This window comes from Prochlorococcus marinus XMU1405 (genome assembly GCF_017696275.1).
GTDB classification, from domain to species: domain Bacteria; phylum Cyanobacteriota; class Cyanobacteriia; order PCC-6307; family Cyanobiaceae; genus Prochlorococcus_A; species Prochlorococcus_A marinus_AB.
This window is the reverse complement of record NZ_JAAORF010000003.1, coordinates 397870-416246: the sequence shown is the minus strand read 5'-3', so window position 1 is coordinate 416246 and position 18377 is coordinate 397870. Positions and strand designations below refer to the sequence as shown.

The following is an 18377-nucleotide window of genomic DNA, read 5'->3' as shown; positions in this document are numbered from 1 at the left end:
GCTTTTACGGCCAAGAAGCTCAATTTTATTGTTAAAAATTGATTTTTTGTTGGAATCGAGATTTAATTATTGATTTCAAGTTAAATGGCAAGTTAAACGACTAAATATTGAGTAGATTTTAAGTAAATAGTTAATCTCACATAACGGCGGGTTTTCTTGGATGAGCAGTAGCGCTTTACAGGTAGCAAAAACAGCTACTTATCTACCAGATTTAGTTGAAGTACAAAGAGCAAGCTTTAAATGGTTTTTGGAAAAGGGTCTAATAGAGGAGTTACAAAATTTTTCTCCCATTTCTGATTACACAGGTAAATTAGAATTACATTTTATTGGTGAAGAATACAAGTTAAAAAGACCAAGACATGATGTTGAGGAAGCAAAAAGAAGAGATGCAACATTTGCTTCTCAAATGTATGTAACTTGCAGGTTAATTAATAAAGAGACAGGCGAAATAAAAGAACAAGAGGTATTTATAGGAGAGTTACCATTAATGACTGAAAGAGGAACTTTCATCATAAATGGTGCTGAAAGGGTAATTGTTAATCAAATTGTTAGAAGTCCAGGAGTATACTTCAAAGATGAACAAGATAAAAATGGTCGAAGAACTTATAATGCTAGTGTTATTCCTAATAGGGGTGCATGGTTAAAATTTGAGACTGACAAAAATAATTTACTTTTCGTAAGAGTTGATAAAACAAGAAAAATTAATGCTCATGTTCTTATGAGAGCGATGGGTCTTTCTGATAATGATGTTGTAGATAAACTTAGGCATCCAGAATTTTATCAAAACTCAATTGATTCAGCTAACGACGAGGGTATAAATTCAGAAGATCAAGCTTTGCTCGAGCTATACAAGAAGCTTCGTCCTGGTGAACCTCCTTCTGTTTCTGGTGGTCAACAGCTACTACATAGTAGATTTTTTGATCCCAAAAGATATGATTTAGGACGAGTTGGTAGATATAAAATTAATAAAAAATTAAGGCTTACAGTTCCTGATGAAGTTAGAACTCTAACTCATGAGGACGTTCTTTCTACTATCGATTACCTAATAAACCTAGAATTAGATGTTGGTGGTGCGAGTTTGGATGATATTGATCACCTCGGTAATAGGAGAGTTAGATCTGTAGGGGAACTCCTTCAAAATCAAGTAAGGGTTGGACTTAACCGCTTAGAGAGAATTATTAAGGAAAGAATGACTGTTGGAGAAACAGATTCTCTTACTCCAGCTCAGCTGGTTAATCCTAAACCTCTAGTGGCTGCTATCAAGGAGTTTTTTGGTTCTAGTCAATTAAGTCAATTTATGGATCAAACAAATCCTCTGGCTGAATTAACCCATAAGAGAAGAATCTCTGCTTTAGGTCCAGGAGGTTTAACAAGGGAAAGAGCAGGTTTTGCCGTAAGAGATATTCATCCCTCACATTATGGAAGATTATGTCCAATTGAGACTCCTGAAGGTCCTAATGCAGGTCTTATAAACTCTTTAGCTACTCATGCAAGAGTGAATGAGTATGGTTTTATTGAAACTCCTTTTTGGAAAGTTAATAACGGTAAAGTTATTAAAGAGGGTAATCCTGTATATCTTTCTGCTGATTTAGAAGATGAGTGCAGGGTGGCTCCAGGAGATGTGGCAACTGACAAAGATGGAAATATACTTGCAAGTCTTATTCCAGTAAGATATAGACAAGATTTTGAAAAAGTTCCTCCTTATCAAGTTGATTATGTCCAGCTTTCTCCTGTTCAGGTAATTTCAGTAGCAACTTCACTCATTCCTTTTTTGGAACATGATGATGCTAATAGAGCTCTAATGGGATCGAATATGCAACGCCAAGCCGTTCCATTACTAAGGCCAGAACGACCTTTAGTTGGTACAGGATTAGAATCTCAAGTTGCCAGAGATTCTGGAATGGTCCCCATAACAAAAGTAAACGGTACTGTATCTTACGTTGATGCTAATGAGATTATTGTTAAAGATAATAATGGTAATGAACATTTTCATTATCTCCAAAAATATCAAAGATCAAATCAAGACACATGCCTTAACCAAAGACCCATCGTAAAAATTGGAGATCAAGTCATATCCGGGCAAGTTTTAGCAGATGGATCGGCATGTGAAGGAGGAGAAATAGCACTAGGTCAGAATGTCTTGATTGCTTATATGCCATGGGAGGGATACAACTACGAGGATGCAATTCTTGTAAGCGAGAGAATGGTAACTGATGATTTATATACATCAGTGCATATTGAAAAGTATGAAATTGAAGCGAGACAAACAAAACTAGGACCTGAAGAAATTACAAGAGAAATTCCAAATATCTCTGAAGAAAGCTTGAATAATCTTGACGAAATGGGAATAATTAGAATTGGTGCTTTTGTCGAGAGTGGAGATATTCTTGTTGGAAAAGTTACTCCAAAAGGGGAATCAGACCAACCACCTGAAGAAAAACTTTTGAGAGCTATTTTCGGAGAAAAAGCCAGAGATGTTAGAGACAACTCCTTGAGAGTCCCAAAGACTGAAAAGGGGAGGGTTTTGGACGTTCGCATTTATACCAGAGAACAGGGTGATGAATTACCTCCAGGTGCCAATATGGTAGTTAGAGTTTATGTGGCCCAGAGAAGGAAAATCCAAGTAGGAGATAAAATGGCTGGAAGGCATGGTAATAAGGGGATTATAAGCAGAATCTTGCCTAGAGAAGATATGCCTTACTTGCCTGATGGAACACCTGTAGATATTGTTCTTAATCCCTTAGGAGTTCCTAGTAGAATGAATGTTGGACAAGTTTTTGAATTATTGATGGGTTGGGCAGCCTCCAACTTAAATTGTAGGGTTAAAGTCGTTCCATTTGATGAAATGTATGGTGCTGAAAAATCACATCAGACTGTTCAGGCATTTTTAGAGGAGGCTTCGAAACAACCTGGAAAAGCATGGGTTTATAATCCTGAAGATCCCGGAAAGTTATTACTTAAAGATGGCAGGACAGGTGAACCCTTTGATCAGCCAGTTGCGGTTGGATACTCCCACTTTCTTAAGTTAGTCCATTTGGTTGATGATAAAATACATGCCAGATCAACTGGGCCTTACTCTTTGGTTACACAACAACCCTTGGGTGGTAAAGCCCAGCAAGGTGGGCAAAGACTTGGTGAAATGGAAGTTTGGGCTCTTGAAGCTTATGGCGCAGCTTATACCCTCCAAGAATTATTAACAGTAAAATCTGATGATATGCAAGGAAGAAATGAAGCTCTTAATGCGATTGTAAAAGGCAAGCCAATCCCAAGGCCTGGTACACCTGAGTCATTTAAAGTTCTCATGAGGGAATTACAATCTTTAGGATTAGATATTGGGGTTTACACAGATGAAGGAAAAGAGGTTGATTTAATGCAAGATATAAATCCTAGAAGAAATACTCCATCAAGGCCGACCTATGAATCACTAGGAACCTCTGAATATGAAGAAGATTAAAGACTTAATTAAAAAACATTTAACTTAAATTTCCCAAAAATGACAAACAGCAACTTAAGAACTGAAAATCACTTTGATTACGTCAAAATTTCAATAGCTTCTCCTCAAAGAATAATGGATTGGGGACAGAGGACATTGCCCAATGGACAAGTGGTGGGTGAGGTAACGAAACCTGAAACTATTAACTACAGAACACTTAAACCAGAAATGGATGGATTGTTTTGCGAAAAGATTTTTGGGCCTTCTAAAGATTGGGAATGCCATTGTGGTAAATACAAAAGAGTCAGACATAGAGGCATTGTTTGTGAGAGATGTGGAGTTGAGGTAACTGAGAGTAGAGTTAGAAGACATAGGATGGGATATATAAAACTTGCTGCTCCAGTTTCTCACGTATGGTATTTGAAAGGTATTCCTAGTTATGTAGCAATACTTTTGGATATTCCACTTAGAGATGTAGAACAAATTGTTTATTTTAATTGTTACGTTGTTTTAGATCCTGGAGATCACAAAGAGCTCAAATATAAGCAATTACTCACTGAGGATGAGTGGCTGGAAATTGAAGATGAAATTTACGCTGAAGATTCGACAATTGAAAATGAGCCTTTTGTGGGTATTGGTGCTGAGGCCTTGAAGCAATTACTTGAAGACCTTGATTTAAATCAGGTTGCTGAAGAGCTCAGAGAAGAAATTACTAGTAGTAAAGGTCAGAAAAGGGCAAAACTTATAAAAAGAATAAGAGTCATTGATAATTTTATTGCAACTAATGCCAAGCCAGAATGGATGGTTTTAGATGCAATTCCTGTTATACCTCCAGATCTTAGACCAATGGTTCAACTTGACGGGGGAAGGTTCGCAACTTCTGATCTAAACGATCTTTATAGAAGGGTTATAAATAGAAATAATAGACTAGCTAGACTTCAAGAAATTTTAGCTCCTGAAATTATCATTAGAAATGAAAAAAGAATGCTTCAGGAAGCAGTTGATGCTCTCATAGATAATGGAAGGAGGGGAAGAACTGTTGTCGGAGCTAATAATAGAGCTCTTAAATCCCTTAGCGATATAATTGAAGGAAAACAAGGAAGATTTAGACAAAATCTTCTTGGTAAACGTGTTGACTATTCAGGAAGATCAGTAATAGTTGTAGGCCCAAAATTGAAAATGCATCAGTGTGGTCTCCCCAAGGAAATGGCAATTGAGCTCTTCCAACCTTTTGTCATTCATAGATTAATACGTCAAAACATTGTAAATAATATTAAAGCTGCAAAAAAATTAATACAAAAAGCTGATGATGAGGTTATGCAGGTACTCCAGGAAGTTATTGAGGGTCATCCAATTCTTTTGAATAGAGCACCTACTCTCCACAGGTTAGGAATACAAGCTTTCGAACCAAAATTAGTTGGAGGCAGAGCAATACAACTTCACCCTTTAGTTTGTCCTGCATTTAATGCTGACTTTGATGGAGATCAAATGGCAGTTCATGTTCCCTTGGCATTAGAGGCACAAACTGAAGCAAGAATGCTAATGTTAGCTAGTAATAACATTCTTTCTCCTGCCACTGGTGAGCCAATTGTGACTCCATCACAAGATATGGTTTTGGGATCTTATTATCTGACTGCTTTGCAACCAAATTATCAAAAACCAAATTTTGGAGATAATAAAATTACTTTTGCTTCACTAGAAGACGTAATTTTTGCTTTTGAAGATAAAAGACTCAGCTTACATGAATGGGTATGGGTTAGATTTAATGGAGAAGTAGAAGAAGAAGATGAAATGAGTAATCCACAAAAAATTGAAGAGCTAGAAGATGGATCAAGAATAGAAATATGGAATTTAAGAAGAGATAGATTTGACTCTCAGAATAATTTGATCAGTAGATTTATTCTTACAACTGTCGGGAGGGTAGTGATGAATTATACCATCATTGATTCTGTATCAAAAACGTAATCTTTAAAAACTATTTCCATTCTTTTAAAAATCATGACATCATCTAAACCTAAAAAAACTTCCAGAGTACGTAAAACTACCAAAAATTCCAAAAAGAATAATCCTGTTACAATGCCTACTTTGGCTAAAACCCCGCCTTCATTCAAGAATAAAGTAATTGATAAAAAAGCCTTAAAAAATTTAGTTTCTTGGTCCTTTAAAACTCATGGTACTGCTATAACTGCCGCCATGGCAGATAACTTAAAGGATTTAGGATTTAAATATGCTACACAAGCTGCAGTTTCTATTTCTGTTGATGACTTAAAAGTCCCTGCCGCTAAACAAGATTTGATAGGACAAGCTGAAGAGCAAATATCTGCTACTGAAGAATGTTACAGACTTGGTGAAATAACAGAAGTTGAAAGACATACAAAAGTTATTGATACCTGGACTGAAACTAATGAAAGATTAGTTGACGCTGTTAAAAATAATTTCAATGAAAACGATCCTCTAAATTCGGTTTGGATGATGGCTAATTCAGGAGCAAGAGGCAACATGTCTCAGGTAAGACAACTTGTTGGCATGAGAGGATTGATGGCTAATCCTCAAGGAGAAATTATTGACTTGCCAATAAGAACGAATTTTAGAGAGGGACTTACTGTTACTGAATATGTAATTTCTTCTTATGGAGCAAGAAAAGGCTTGGTTGATACTGCCTTAAGAACTGCTGATTCTGGATATTTAACTCGAAGGTTGGTTGATGTCGCTCAAGATGTAATTGTTAGAGAAGAAGATTGTGGGACAGAACGATCAATAGTTGTTGAAGCTGAAGATGGTAAATTTGGAGCAAGGCTTCTTGGGAGACTTACAGCTGAAGATATTTTTGATTCTGAAGATAATTTAATTGTTCCTCAAAACACTGCAATAGATCCATCATTGTCAGGAAAAATTGAGTTGTCATCAATCAAAAAAGTAAAAATAAGATCTCCATTGACTTGTGAAGCGAATAGATCGGTTTGTAGGAGATGTTATGGATGGGCTTTAGCTCATAATCATCTAGTTGACTTAGGTGAGGCAGTAGGAATCATTGCTGCTCAGTCTATTGGAGAACCTGGTACTCAATTGACAATGAGAACCTTCCATACTGGAGGTGTATCAACTGCAGAAAGTGGTGTAGTAAGATCAAAAATTGCTGGTAAAGTTGAATTCAGTTCAAAAGCAAAGGTTAGAGGTTATAGAACTCCACATGGCGTAGAAGCTAAACAAGCAGAAGTTGATTTTATTTTAAAAATAGTTCCACAAGGAAATACTTCTACCAAATCTCAAAAAATTGAGGTTTCCAGTGGATCACTTTTATTCGTTGAGAATGGTGAAGAAATTAATTCTGATATAACAGTTGCTCAAATCACTGCTGGTGCAGTAAAGAAGAGCGTTGAGAAAGCGACAAAGGATGTAATATGTGACTTGGCTGGTCAAGTTAGATATGACAAGGTTATTCAACCAAAGGAAGTCACAGATAGACAAGGAAATATTACTTTAAAAGCTCAAAGATTAGGAAGATTATGGGTTTTAGCTGGTGATGTTTATAACTTACCGCCAAATGCAATACCAGTTATCTCAAGTGGAAAATATGTAAAAGAAGGAAATGTTTTGGCAGAGGCAAGTCAATCAAGTGAGTTTGGTGGGCAAGTTAGATTAAGAGAATCAGTAGGGGATTCTAGAGAAGTGCAGATTGTCACTACGTCGATGTCTTTAAGCAATTTTAAATTAATTACAGAATCAACTCATTCAGGGCAAATCCATCATTTGGAATCTGAAGATGGAACCTCTTATCGTTTGACCACTTCTCCTGGTAGTAAATTAAGTAGTGGTGAGATCATAGCTGATTTATCTGATGAAAGGTACCGCACAAAAACTGGAGGTTTAGTAAAGTACTCACCTGAATTAAGTGTTAAAAAAGCGAGATCATCTAAAAATGGTTTTGAGGTTAGTCATGGTGGAACATTGCTCTGGATTCCACAAGAGACTCATGAAATAAACAAAGATATATCTCTTCTGATGATTGAGGATATGAAATGGATAGAAGCAGGAACAGAAGTTGTGAAAGATATATTTAGTCAAACCTCAGGAATCGTTACGGTGACTCAGAAAAATGATATTCTTCGTGAAATAACTGTAAGAAATGGAACTTTTCATGAATGTGACGATGAAGAAGTTTTAAATAGATTTTCAGAAGAAGGCAGTTTAGTAAATCCAGGCGAAAAGATTTTAGATGGAATTGATAATCAAGAAATTCTTTTCGTTCAAAAATTAGAAAACCCAAAATGTAGAGGTTTGTTATTAAGAACAGTAGAAGAATTTACTATTCCAGATCAAGCAGAGTTACCTCAATTATCACATATTAAACAGGAAAAGGGTCCTCATCTCGGCTTAAAAGCAATCCAAAGGCTTACTTATAAAGATGGTGAATTGATCAAATCAGTAGAAGGAGTTGAATTGCTCAGAACACATTTAAGCGTTGAAAGTTTTGATGCCACTCCTCAAATGACTATTGATGTAGAGTCGATTGAAGACGAAAAAGATGCATCAATAAATAGATTAAATTTAGTGATATTAGAGTCTATTCTTGTAAGAAGAGATACTATATCCGATTCCAGTCATGGCTCAACACATACAGAATTGCAAGTTAAGAATAAACAATTAGTTAAAGAAGGAGATGTAATAGCTACCACTCAAATCCTTTGTAAAGAAGAAGGAATTGTTCAATTACCAAATGTTAGTGATGATGAACCAATAAGAAGGTTAATCGTTGAAAGAGAAGAGGATAAAATTAAAATTAAGATCAGTAATAAAGCAGCCGTTAAAGTAGGCGATCGTGTAGTTGATGGTGATGATATTAGTAAATCTGAAAAGTCTACTTCTTGTGGAGAAATCGAAGAAATTTCTAGCAATTCAGTAACCTTAAGGCTTGGCAGGCCTTATATGGTTTCTCCTGATTCAGTTTTACATGTTAAAGACGGAGATTTAGTTCTCAGGGGAGATGGTTTAGCTTTACTTGTTTTTGAAAGGCAGAAAACAGGAGATATTGTTCAGGGACTACCTAGAATTGAAGAGTTATTAGAGGCTAGAAGACCCAGAGATTCTGCAATTCTATGTAAAAAATCTGGAATTGTTCAGATTAAAAAAGGCAATGATGAAGAATCAGTTTCTTTAACGGTTATTGAAAAAGATGATGTAGTTAATGAATATCAATTATCAATTGGAAAAAATATAATGGTTAGTGATGGTCAACAAGTTAAAGGTGGAGAATCTTTAACTGATGGTCCAATCAATCCGCATGAATTATTAGAGTGTTATTTTAACGATTTAAAAGATCAGAAAACTTTAATAGATGCAGCTAGAGAATCTATATCCAAACTGCAAAGAACTATGGTAAATGAAGTCCAAAACGTCTATAAGTCTCAGGGTGTCGCAATTGATGATAAACATATCGAGGTTATTGTCAGACAAATGACAAGTAAAGTCCGCATAGAAGATGCAGGTGATACTACTCTCTTACCTGGAGAACTTATAGAATTGAGGCAAGTGGAAGATACAAATCAAGCGATGGCGATTACAGGAGGAGCTCCTGCAGAGTTTACACCTGTTTTGTTGGGCATAACAAAAGCTTCTCTTAATACAGATAGCTTTATATCAGCAGCCTCATTCCAAGAAACTACAAGGGTTCTTACGGAAGCTGCAATTGAAGGAAAATCTGATTGGTTAAGAGGTTTAAAAGAAAATGTCATTATTGGTAGGCTTATACCCGCTGGTACTGGTTTTAGTGGATTTGTTGAGGAACTAGCTTCAGAGGCTGGTCCCCACCCAGATATCCTTGCTGAGGAATCTGGCGGCTATAGAAGAGCGCAGAATTTAAGACCAGACTACACAGTTGATATGCCACAAACTCCCGCAGTAAGCTCTACTGCAATACTTGATGATCCTAGTGATGAAGATTTGGAGACTACTCGCAATCGACATGGAATCGATCCCTCTTCTAGTAATTTTGCAGCCTTCGCAAGACCTAGTGCTGAAAATCAATTCTCTGAAGATCAATTGCCAGATCCAGCAGCATTGGAAGGATTACAAGAAGAGGGACTTTTGTCCGATGAATAAATTTTTTCTATTATCATTTTTATTAACTAGAATTAATTTTTAATTTGCAAGTAATGATTAAGCCTGAAATTGTTCCTAAAAGAAAGTTACCTCGTTATGGTTTCCATTTTTATAATGAAAGACTTAATGGCAGAATGGCTATGATTGGATTTATTGCATTAATACTTACAGAATTTTTCTTAAAACATGGTTTGCTGTTATGGTGAACATAGTTTTGCAATAAATACCACTAAATTTGAAAAATCTTCTTGGAAGTAGTGTAAAAGATTTAGAAAATGTGGCTTTAGATTATGGCCAGGCTGCTTTTAGGGGTCGCCAAATATATAATTGGATTTATAACTATAGAAATAAGAAGAAAAATATTGATCAAATAGAAGTCTTACCTCTAGATTTTAGAAAGAAGTTAAAGGATGATGGTTTTAAAGTAAGTGAGCTAAAAATTCAAGAAAGAAAATTAGCTAACGATGGTACTCTAAAATTGTTATTGTCTACAGGTGATAATGAAAGTATTGAGTGCGTCGGTATACCAACTGAAAAAAGACTAACTGCTTGTCTCTCTAGTCAAGTTGGTTGCCCAATGGACTGCAAATTTTGTGCAACTGGCAAGGAAGGTTTGAAGAGATCTTTAAAAGCAAGTGAGATTTTAGATCAAATTTTATTTATCTCAAATGAAATGAATAGAAAAGTGACCAATATTGTTTTCATGGGGATGGGTGAACCCTTATTGAATATTGATGAATTGCTTGTGTCAATTAGATCTATAAATGAGGATTTTCAAATTAGTCAGAGAAAGATAACTGTGAGCACTGTCGCTATCCCAAAAATGATAAACAAATTATCAGCAAAGTCTTTTCAAATATTAGGTAATTGTCAATTTACATTAGCAATAAGCCTTCACGCCTCAAACCAAAATATAAGAGAAAAAATAATACCAAGTGCAAAAAACTACGAGATCGAAAATATAATTGAAGATTGTAAGCAATATGTAAGAGATACTGGTAGAAGGATAAGTTTTGAATATTTAATGCTTAGTGGGGTTAATGACAAATTAGAACATGCTAATGAATTAAGTAATTTGCTGAAAGGGTTTCAATGCCACGTAAATTTAATACAGTATAATCAAATTGATGAGGTTGAATTTCAAAGAGCCTCTCTAAAAAATCTTCAATCATTTCAATCTAGACTTTCTAATAATGGCATCGCTGTCAGCTTGCGAAAAAGCAGAGGTCTCGATAAAAATGCTGCATGTGGTCAGTTAAGACAAAATGCAAGAAATATATAATGTTATCTAAGAAAATATTATCTAAAAAAATTTATTAAAAGTCGCTTAAACAGGCTATCATTGTGTTAATTAATCTTGAATACTTGGGTTTTATTAAGACAAAAATTTTACCTTTCGCTATTGTTGCACTTTTTGGGATTGCCTTCTTTGCAGTTAGTGCAAGAATTTGGTTGCCAGGAGATATGATGTCCCCTGCTCCCGTAAATTAATTTTATTAGTTTCTTAAAATGACACCAAATAAGGATCCTAATCAAGAAAGCCTAGCTGAAATCGCAGTTGATCCAGATGTTTTGGCGAGAGAATTGGCATTAGAAATTGAAATAGATCCTTTAGAGCAAATTGATGAAGATGTTTTTTTAAAAGATTTAAATATTACTCAAGAGTGTGATGAAGCTTTAAAAATGCTCAAAGGTAATAAAGAAGAGAGAATACAAGGCTTAAGAATATTTTGTGAATATAGAGATCAAAGATCTTTCCCACTTTTGTTGCCATTACTTGATCAACCTTGCCCGGTTGAAAGAATGAGTGCCGTATATGCTTTAGGTCGTAATCCGTGTCCTAACGCAGTCCAAAAACTTGTCAGTCTTTTGAAGACTGATGATAATGCTTATGTTAGAAGAGCAACTGCATGGAGCTTAGCTAACTATGATAACCAAATTGTTTTAATACCATTAATAAATGCTTTAAAGAATGATGTGGCTGCAGTAAGGTTATGGTCATCTAGTTCTCTAGCTGAAATCGGTAATGTTTCTTTGGAAAATGCTCAATTGGCAGCAGAACAACTTTTAATAAGTTTAAAAATAGATAATGAATCAGGTGTAAGAAGTAATTGCATATGGTCATTGTGTAGATTGTACGAAAAATTAAACAATACCTTACAAGAAAGTTTCGTTGATGAATGCACCAAGATAGCTCTTTTCGATAAAGAACCATCTGTTATGGAAGAAGCAAAAACTGCTTTGGATTCAATGGGGATGCAAGGTTTTTATAATTAAATAATTTAATTTTTAATATCAGAATTCCACCAAAAAAGTCAATTTATCAGACATTCAATATAAAAATTAAAATTAATTAACTTGTACCAACTGAAACAAAAATTTTTCGTTATTCTATATAAAGTAAAAGTACTTAGTACTTGAATTTAATGCCTCAAAAAACATTGAGATTCAAAATTCATCAAGACGGTAGAGTTGAAGAGACCGTTGAAGGATTTACTGGTGACTCATGTAATGAAGCAACAAAAAATCTCGAAGATGCTCTCGGTAAAGTAACAGTGAAAAATAAAACATCTGATGCTTTTATCTCTAATCAAAATGAAAATTTAAAACAATTAAATCAGGAATCTAATGTCACATTTTAGTACGATTAAAACTCAGCTCAAAGAACCAGACCTATTGATTAAAGCCTTAAAAAATCTTGGTTATAACATTAATCAAGAAGAAAAGTTCGTCAAAGGCTACAGAGGTAAGTTTACAGCTGTTGATATAAGCATGAATTTACCAGGTGAAACTAAAGTAGGATTTAAATGGGATAACAATTCAAATGCATATGAATTAGTAACAGATCTTGATCTTTGGAAATTTGAGCTTCCAGTAGAAAGATTTATTTCTAAAATCTCTCAAATGTATGCCTATGAAACAATTATTTCCAAAACAAAAGATGATGGTTATCAAATTGTTGAAGAAAAAAATAAAAATGATGGTTCAATTGAATTGGTCTTAACCAAGTGGGATAACTAATATTAAAATATGGATTTTACAGATCCATTTTATAATTTAGAAGAGAATATTGAAATTACAGGATTTGAGCCTGTACTTGGAGGACAGTTAGCCGAAAAAGCTGTTTGGGTTGATGAGGCTAAATGCATTGGTTGCAAATATTGCGTACACGTAGCTTCGAACACTTTCATGGTAGATGAATTCCATGGTAGAAGTAGAGCTATTAGGCAAGATGGAGATAGTTCTGATGTTATACAAGAAGCAATAGATACATGTCCTGTAGATTGTATTCACTGGGTGAATTTTGAAGAGTTAGATGATCTAGAGAACAGTCTCGATAGGGATATGTTTCAATCATTTGGGAAACCACCAAGAATGAATAAGCATTAATTCTAATAAGATGCAGTATCGGAGATTTGGTAGAACCAATCTGAAGATCCCTATTTTATCTCTAGGTGGTATGAGATTTCAAAAAAGTTGGGAACAATTAGACTTCTCTGAGATTTCAAATGAAGAACAAAATAAAGTAGAAAATATTTTAAATCTAGCCAACAAATATGGCTTAAGTCATGTCGAAACTGCTAAGTATTATGGGACTTCTGAGGTTCAATTAGGAATGGGTTTTAAAAATACAAAAAAAATCCCAAACATTATTCAAACTAAGATACCTCCAAATAGTGATCCAGAAATTTTTAAAAGAGATGTTATGACAAGTATTGAAAAATTAAAAGTTAAAAGAATTGATTTGCTAGCAATACATGGCATTAATACAGATGAACATTTATACCATGCTATTAAAGATGGAGGTTGTATTGATATTTTAAGAAATTTGCAAAAAGAAAATTTAATTGGCTCTATTGGATTTTCAACTCATGGAAAATCCTCACTCATTGAGAAGGCCATATCAACAAACTTTTTTGATTATGTAAATTTGCACTGGTATTTCATCAATCAAGAAAATACAAGGGTTATAAATTTGGCAAATAAGTATGATCTTGGGGTTTTTATAATAAGTCCCACTGACAAAGGGGGACATCTTCATACTCCCTCAGACAAAATGTTGGAACTTTGTAAGCCACTTCATCCTATAGTTTTTAACGATCTTTTTTGCTTAAGAAATCAAAATGTCCATACTCTTAGTGTGGGTATTGCAAAAGAGGCGGATTTTGATTTGCATTTAGAAGCTGTCTCTTTGTTATCAGACTCTGAGAAGTATGTTCCGAAGATAATAAACAGATTAAGGCAGGAATCAATTAATTCTCTGGGTTTAGAGTGGCATCAAAATTGGAATAGAAATTTGCCGAGTTGGGAATATACGCCAGGAAATATTAATATTCCTGTTCTGCTTTGGCTTTCAAATTTAATTGATTGGTTGGATATGGAAGGGTTTGCAAAAGCTAGATATCAATTGCTTGGAAATGGAAGTCACTGGTTCCCAGGAAATAACTCTAATTTGTTAGATACGGATGTTTCTGAAGTGCAATTATTGAAAGTATTAGAGGGTCATATTAATCCAAAAAAAGTTATAAAAAAATTGAGAACTTTAAAAGAAAAGTTTGGGGATAAGGTTGCTAAAAGATTATCAAAAAAATAATTTCATAATGGATTTTTCTCAGGTTTGCCAACTTTTCTTGGGTAGATTTTAGGGCAAATATTTTTTGGTTGAATAAGAATAATATTTCGGGTACCTTTATTTCTTGGCAATAGTATCTCTTTTTTATCTTTAACTTTCCCTTCTAATATTTCTAAAGTTTTATCTAGATTTTTGCTTTCTTGATTCGTCCATTTGCCACAATATAAAACTCCAAACCCCTCTTTTTTTAACATTGGTAGTATATATTCTGAAACTGTTGATGAATTACTAACCGCTCTAGTTGTTGCAATATTAAAATTATTTCTCATTGACGATTGATGGGCTAAGTTCTCAATACGATCATTAATTACATGAATATTGTTTTTGAAATTGATCTCTTTAATTAAGATTTTTAGAGCATCTGTTTTCTTTTTTGAAGAATCAACTAGGTATATTTCTGAATTAGGATGAGTTATGGCATAAGCTAAACCAGGGAAGCCACAGCCTGATCCAATATCTAAAAATTTTTTATTATCAAAATTAATATTCGTGAAAGCTTTGAATGGCCAAATGCTGTCAAAAACTTGAGATACCCAATAATCATCACCATCAGTTAATCTTGTGAGATTGGTCTTATTATTTAATTCTTTAATTTTAAGTTCTAACTCTTGAAATAAATTGATTTCTTCTTCAGTTATTAAGGAAAGAATTTCTTCTGGAATGTTTTGTTTTTTCATTTCGTTATAAATATGAATTTTAAACATCCATTAAATACATTCTATTTAGTAAAAATTTATTAGAATTACAATATTAATAAAAGATTATTTTGAAAGGGGAAATTTCCTATTACAAAATTTTAGGTGTAAATGAAAATGCATCCAATCATGAATTAAGAAAGGCATTTTGTAAACTTTCTATTGAGTTGCATCCAGATACAACTTCATTAGAAATAGAAGTTGCTAAAAGTAAATTTCAAGAAGTTCTTGAAGCTTATGAACATTTAAATAATAGTAATTTAAGGAAAATATATGATGACAAACTAAAAGAAAACTCTAGGATTACAAATAATAATAACGTTTTCAATAATTTAGTAATCGATTCTAATAATCAAAATTTAATAGGAAATAGAAGACCTTTTTCGAATGGAGAATTGTTTTCGTTGTTTCTTTTAATTATCATCATTTCTATAAGTTTAATTGGTTCAATTTTTATTGCTTCTTTTACTGGAAAAGAACTGGAGACAATACCGCTTTGGCTAATTAAATAATTTTTTAAAAAAGTCTGTGAATCCCTCTAAAAAACCTATCAATCAAAATTCACTTCAATCGTTGGAATTGTGGCTAACTGATTTAGGTGCTGTGAAGGATATTAATAATCCATCTAAATGGTATCTGTTACTTTCAAATTGGAATGCAACTATTATTTTTGAACAAGAAGATTTAAGTGTTATATGGGAAAGTGAAGGACAAGAAACTAAAAGACTATTTTCCTACTGCATTAATAGAGAAGATGTGGAAAATGCAATACTGCAGGGACCTTAAACTTCTATCTAAAGATTGTTTAAGATTTGCCTTATTATCCAGTAACTTTTCCCCAATTGATCATCTGTTATACAGAGAGGCGGCAAGAGGTAAATAACATTCCCGAGGGGCCTAATGAATAAACCTTGCTCCATTGCAAGACTCTTTATCTCTTTCCCAATATTATTGAAATAACCTTTTTTGTTCCCAATATCTAAATCGAAGGCAGCAATTGTGCCGGATACCCTTACCTTCTTTATATAAGGTAAGTTTTTAAATTTAATTAGATGAGATAAATGTTTTTCTTCAAATGAAAGGTATTTTTGTGGTTCTTTTTCTAATAAATCAAGGCTAGCGTTTGCTGCAGCACAACCTAAAGGATTAGCAGTAAAACTATGTCCATGCCAAAAAGTTTTTCTTGGGGAATCATCAATAAAGGATTGAAAAATTTTTTCTTTACATAAAGTTATTCCCATCGGTAAAAATCCACCAGTTAAACCTTTTGAAATACTTATTAAATCAGGAATGATTTTTGCCTTTTGAAAAGCAAAAAGGGTTCCACATCTTCCAAACCCAGTCAATACTTCATCGGCAATTAACAAAGAATTATAATTTTTTATAATTTCTGAAACTTTTTTTATAAACTGAGGCCTAACCATATTCATCCCTCCTGCTCCTTGAACAAGTGGCTCAAGGATTACTGCAACTGTGGGAGTTTTAAGAAGATTTTCTAATTTTTGGATCACCTTATTTTCTTTATTTTCTACTTCTTCATCGTTCATCCAAGTTGAAGGCCATGGGACTCTTCTGACTGGGAACATAAGATTATCGAAATTTTCATTAAAAATATTTCTTTCACCTAAAGCCATTGCGCCAAATGTATCACCATGATAGGCGCCATCAAAAGCTACTATTTGAGTTCTTGTCTCTCCCTTATTTTGCCATGATTGGAAGGCAATTTTTAAAGCGACTTCCACTGCAGTAGAACCGTTATCAGAAAAGAATAATCTTTCTAGTTTTGTTAATTCACTAAGTCTTTCCGCTAATTTTTTTGCCTGAGGATGTAAGAAATCAGCAAATATAACTTGCTCAAGTTTTTTTGATTGATCAAAAATGGCATCCGCAATATATTCGTTACTATGACCATGAAGAGTTACCCACCAACTACTAATTGCATCTATTAGTTCTTTTTCAGGATCTTTAGTAAATAGGAGGGCATCTTTACCATGAGTTACTTCTATCTGCGGTTTGCTGTTATTGATTTGCGTAAAAGGTGGCCAAATATTTGGGTGCCAATCTTGATTTGGAGTTTTTGAATCCAAAGATTTCATTTAATTTATTTTTGAGTTTAATAGTGAGATCAACTTATTCTTGATGTCTAGTTCTTTCCATAGTATATCTAAATTATTTGAGTCCATTTTTTTGATGTAAGGAAATTCAGCAATTAAAGGAATACCACTAAAATCAACTAGAGTTTTTGGATTATCTAGGTGTTTTTCGCCATTGACTACTAAACCTAAAATCTCAATATTTCTTTGTTTTAAGGCCTCAATACTAAGCAGGGTATGGTTAAGAGTGCCAAGTGAGCTCTTACATACAAGTATTACCGGAAGATTCCATTCTTTTATTTGATCTATTTGCAAAAAATTGCGTGTTAGTGGAACCATTAATCCACCTGCAGTTTCTATGATTAGTGAGCCTTGCACTTTTGGCAATCTCAACTTGTCAAAGTTAATAGCTTTTTGATCTATTTCAGCAGCCCAATGCGGAGATAGAGGTTTTGTAAAGACATAAGCTTCTTTGATTATTTTCTCTTTACTTACTTGTGCAAGTTTTTCAACAGTTTCACTATCAGTTTGTGATTCAATCCCACTTTGAATAGGTTTCCAATAAAAGGAATTTAATCCTTTAACGAAAAAAGAGCTTATTAAAGTTTTCCCAATATCAGTATCTGTTCCACAAATTATAAATTTGAAAATATTTTTGTGACTACTCATAATTTCTTTATGATTTGAATCTCAATTTGCCATGAAAGGTTCACTGTATTATTGTAATTCTTTGGCCAAAACTTTTGAATTTCCTTTAACTCTTTTACTGTTTTGCGTTTACAGTTTGTTGATTGTGCTCCTACATTTTTAATGCTTCTAAAAAGTTTATATACATCTTCAAAATTTTCAAGATAATTAAACTGTTTTGAATAATGTATTTCAGTTGATTTGAAATCTTTTAATAATTCTTTAGAGCAAAGGAAAGTAAGACCACTATATTCAATATCAATTTTTTTACAAGTATCTTTCCATTCAGGAAAACAATCTTTTGTTGGATATGAAATGATTAAAAAACCTCCAGGTGTTAATTTGCTAAACCAATTTTTTATTATCTTTTCTGGGTTGTTTAACCAATGTATACAAAAGTTAGATGTTAATAGAGAACAGTTATTTATTTCAGAAGGTAAATCATTATTCAAATCCCATAAAATTTTTTTTCTAGATAATTTATTCTCAAGAAGCATTTTCTTGCTGAAATCAATTCTGGAAACTTTTTGGGAAGAAATTTTTTCTATTTCATCTGCTAATAGTCCTGGTCCTGATCCTAGATCTATCCATTCACCTTTTTTTTGGGGACTTAATTCTTTGATAAGATGAACAATCTTTTTTGCAAAAAATTTCTGAATATTTGAATGCTCTAAATACCGATATGCAGCATCATTGAAATTATTTTGTATTTTTTCATTCCACTTTTTACTATCCAT

The 18377-nt window shown here is 33.6% G+C and carries 17 protein-coding genes; 13 read left to right on the top strand and 4 right to left on the bottom strand.

Annotated elements, in window-relative coordinates; translation table 11 throughout:
• The first annotated feature begins 160 nt into the window (after positions 1-160).
• From rpoB to HA148_RS08275, 11 genes are all read left to right on the top strand, one after another.
• The gene (gene rpoB / locus HA148_RS08325; RefSeq protein WP_209131858.1) at positions 161-3454 is read left to right on the top strand and encodes a DNA-directed RNA polymerase subunit beta; all 3294 of its coding nucleotides are present in this window, start codon (positions 161-163) and stop codon (positions 3452-3454) included.
• 39 nt (positions 3455-3493) lie between these two features.
• Positions 3494-5398: a DNA-directed RNA polymerase subunit gamma gene (locus tag HA148_RS08320; RefSeq protein WP_209131856.1), complete on the top strand. Its 1905-nt coding sequence runs from the start codon at positions 3494-3496 to the stop codon at positions 5396-5398.
• Positions 5399-5431: 33 nt separating this feature from the next.
• Positions 5432-9532 carry a DNA-directed RNA polymerase subunit beta' gene (locus tag HA148_RS08315; RefSeq protein WP_209131854.1) on the top strand — a complete coding sequence of 1367 codons (4101 nt, stop codon included), beginning with the start codon at positions 5432-5434 and terminating at the stop codon, positions 9530-9532.
• Positions 9533-9585: 53 nt separating this feature from the next.
• Positions 9586-9738, top strand: a complete 153-nt coding sequence (locus HA148_RS08310) for a high light inducible protein (protein WP_011863593.1) — start codon at positions 9586-9588, stop codon at positions 9736-9738.
• A 29-nt stretch (positions 9739-9767) separates the two neighbouring features.
• On the top strand, positions 9768-10814 hold the full coding sequence (gene rlmN, locus HA148_RS08305) for a 23S rRNA (adenine(2503)-C(2))-methyltransferase RlmN (protein ID WP_209131852.1): 1047 nt from the start codon (positions 9768-9770) through the stop codon (positions 10812-10814).
• Between the two features lie 62 nt (positions 10815-10876).
• Positions 10877-11023, top strand: a complete 147-nt coding sequence (locus tag HA148_RS08300; RefSeq protein WP_209131850.1) for a hypothetical protein — start codon at positions 10877-10879, stop codon at positions 11021-11023.
• Between the two features lie 18 nt (positions 11024-11041).
• On the top strand, positions 11042-11809 hold the full coding sequence (locus HA148_RS08295; protein ID WP_209131847.1) for a HEAT repeat domain-containing protein: 768 nt from the start codon (positions 11042-11044) through the stop codon (positions 11807-11809).
• A gap of 149 nt (positions 11810-11958) precedes the next feature.
• Positions 11959-12174: a DUF2997 domain-containing protein gene (locus tag HA148_RS08290; RefSeq protein WP_209131845.1), complete on the top strand. Its 216-nt coding sequence runs from the start codon at positions 11959-11961 to the stop codon at positions 12172-12174.
• The gene (locus HA148_RS08285) at positions 12161-12553 is read left to right on the top strand and encodes a DUF1257 domain-containing protein (protein WP_209131843.1); all 393 of its coding nucleotides are present in this window, start codon (positions 12161-12163) and stop codon (positions 12551-12553) included. The genes HA148_RS08290 and HA148_RS08285 overlap by 14 nt, the downstream gene beginning before the upstream one ends.
• A 9-nt stretch (positions 12554-12562) precedes the next feature.
• Positions 12563-12922 (top strand): ferredoxin, encoded by a 360-nt coding sequence (locus HA148_RS08280; RefSeq protein ID WP_209131841.1) that lies wholly within the window; start codon positions 12563-12565, stop codon positions 12920-12922.
• A 10-nt stretch (positions 12923-12932) separates the two neighbouring features.
• On the top strand, positions 12933-14126 hold the full coding sequence (locus tag HA148_RS08275) for an aldo/keto reductase (protein ID WP_209131839.1): 1194 nt from the start codon (positions 12933-12935) through the stop codon (positions 14124-14126).
• A 2-nt stretch (positions 14127-14128) separates the two neighbouring features.
• Here HA148_RS08275 and rsmG read toward each other — a convergent pair whose 3' ends face one another.
• Positions 14129-14842 (bottom strand): 16S rRNA (guanine(527)-N(7))-methyltransferase RsmG, encoded by a 714-nt coding sequence (rsmG, locus tag HA148_RS08270; RefSeq protein ID WP_209131837.1) that lies wholly within the window; start codon positions 14840-14842, stop codon positions 14129-14131.
• Positions 14843-14931: 89 nt separating this feature from the next.
• On the opposite strand from rsmG, the gene HA148_RS08265 reads away from it, so the two are divergent.
• Together HA148_RS08265 and HA148_RS08260 are read left to right on the top strand one after the other, a co-directional pair.
• The gene (locus tag HA148_RS08265) at positions 14932-15372 is read left to right on the top strand and encodes a J domain-containing protein (protein ID WP_209131834.1); all 441 of its coding nucleotides are present in this window, start codon (positions 14932-14934) and stop codon (positions 15370-15372) included.
• A 16-nt stretch (positions 15373-15388) separates the two neighbouring features.
• Positions 15389-15646 carry a DUF3143 domain-containing protein gene (locus HA148_RS08260; RefSeq protein WP_025923542.1) on the top strand — a complete coding sequence of 86 codons (258 nt, stop codon included), beginning with the start codon at positions 15389-15391 and terminating at the stop codon, positions 15644-15646.
• A gap of 8 nt (positions 15647-15654) precedes the next feature.
• Here HA148_RS08260 and bioA read toward each other — a convergent pair whose 3' ends face one another.
• From bioA to HA148_RS08245, 3 genes are read right to left on the bottom strand one after another with little or no spacing between them, the layout of a single operon-like run.
• Entirely contained in the window at positions 15655-16956 is a 1302-nt protein-coding gene (bioA, locus tag HA148_RS08255) for an adenosylmethionine--8-amino-7-oxononanoate transaminase (RefSeq protein WP_209131832.1), read from the bottom strand.
• Entirely contained in the window at positions 16957-17622 is a 666-nt protein-coding gene (gene bioD, locus HA148_RS08250) for a dethiobiotin synthase (protein ID WP_209131830.1), read from the bottom strand.
• Positions 17619-18377 carry a methyltransferase domain-containing protein gene (locus HA148_RS08245; RefSeq protein ID WP_209131828.1) on the bottom strand — a complete coding sequence of 253 codons (759 nt, stop codon included), beginning with the start codon at positions 18375-18377 and terminating at the stop codon, positions 17619-17621. The genes bioD and HA148_RS08245 overlap by 4 nt, the downstream gene beginning before the upstream one ends.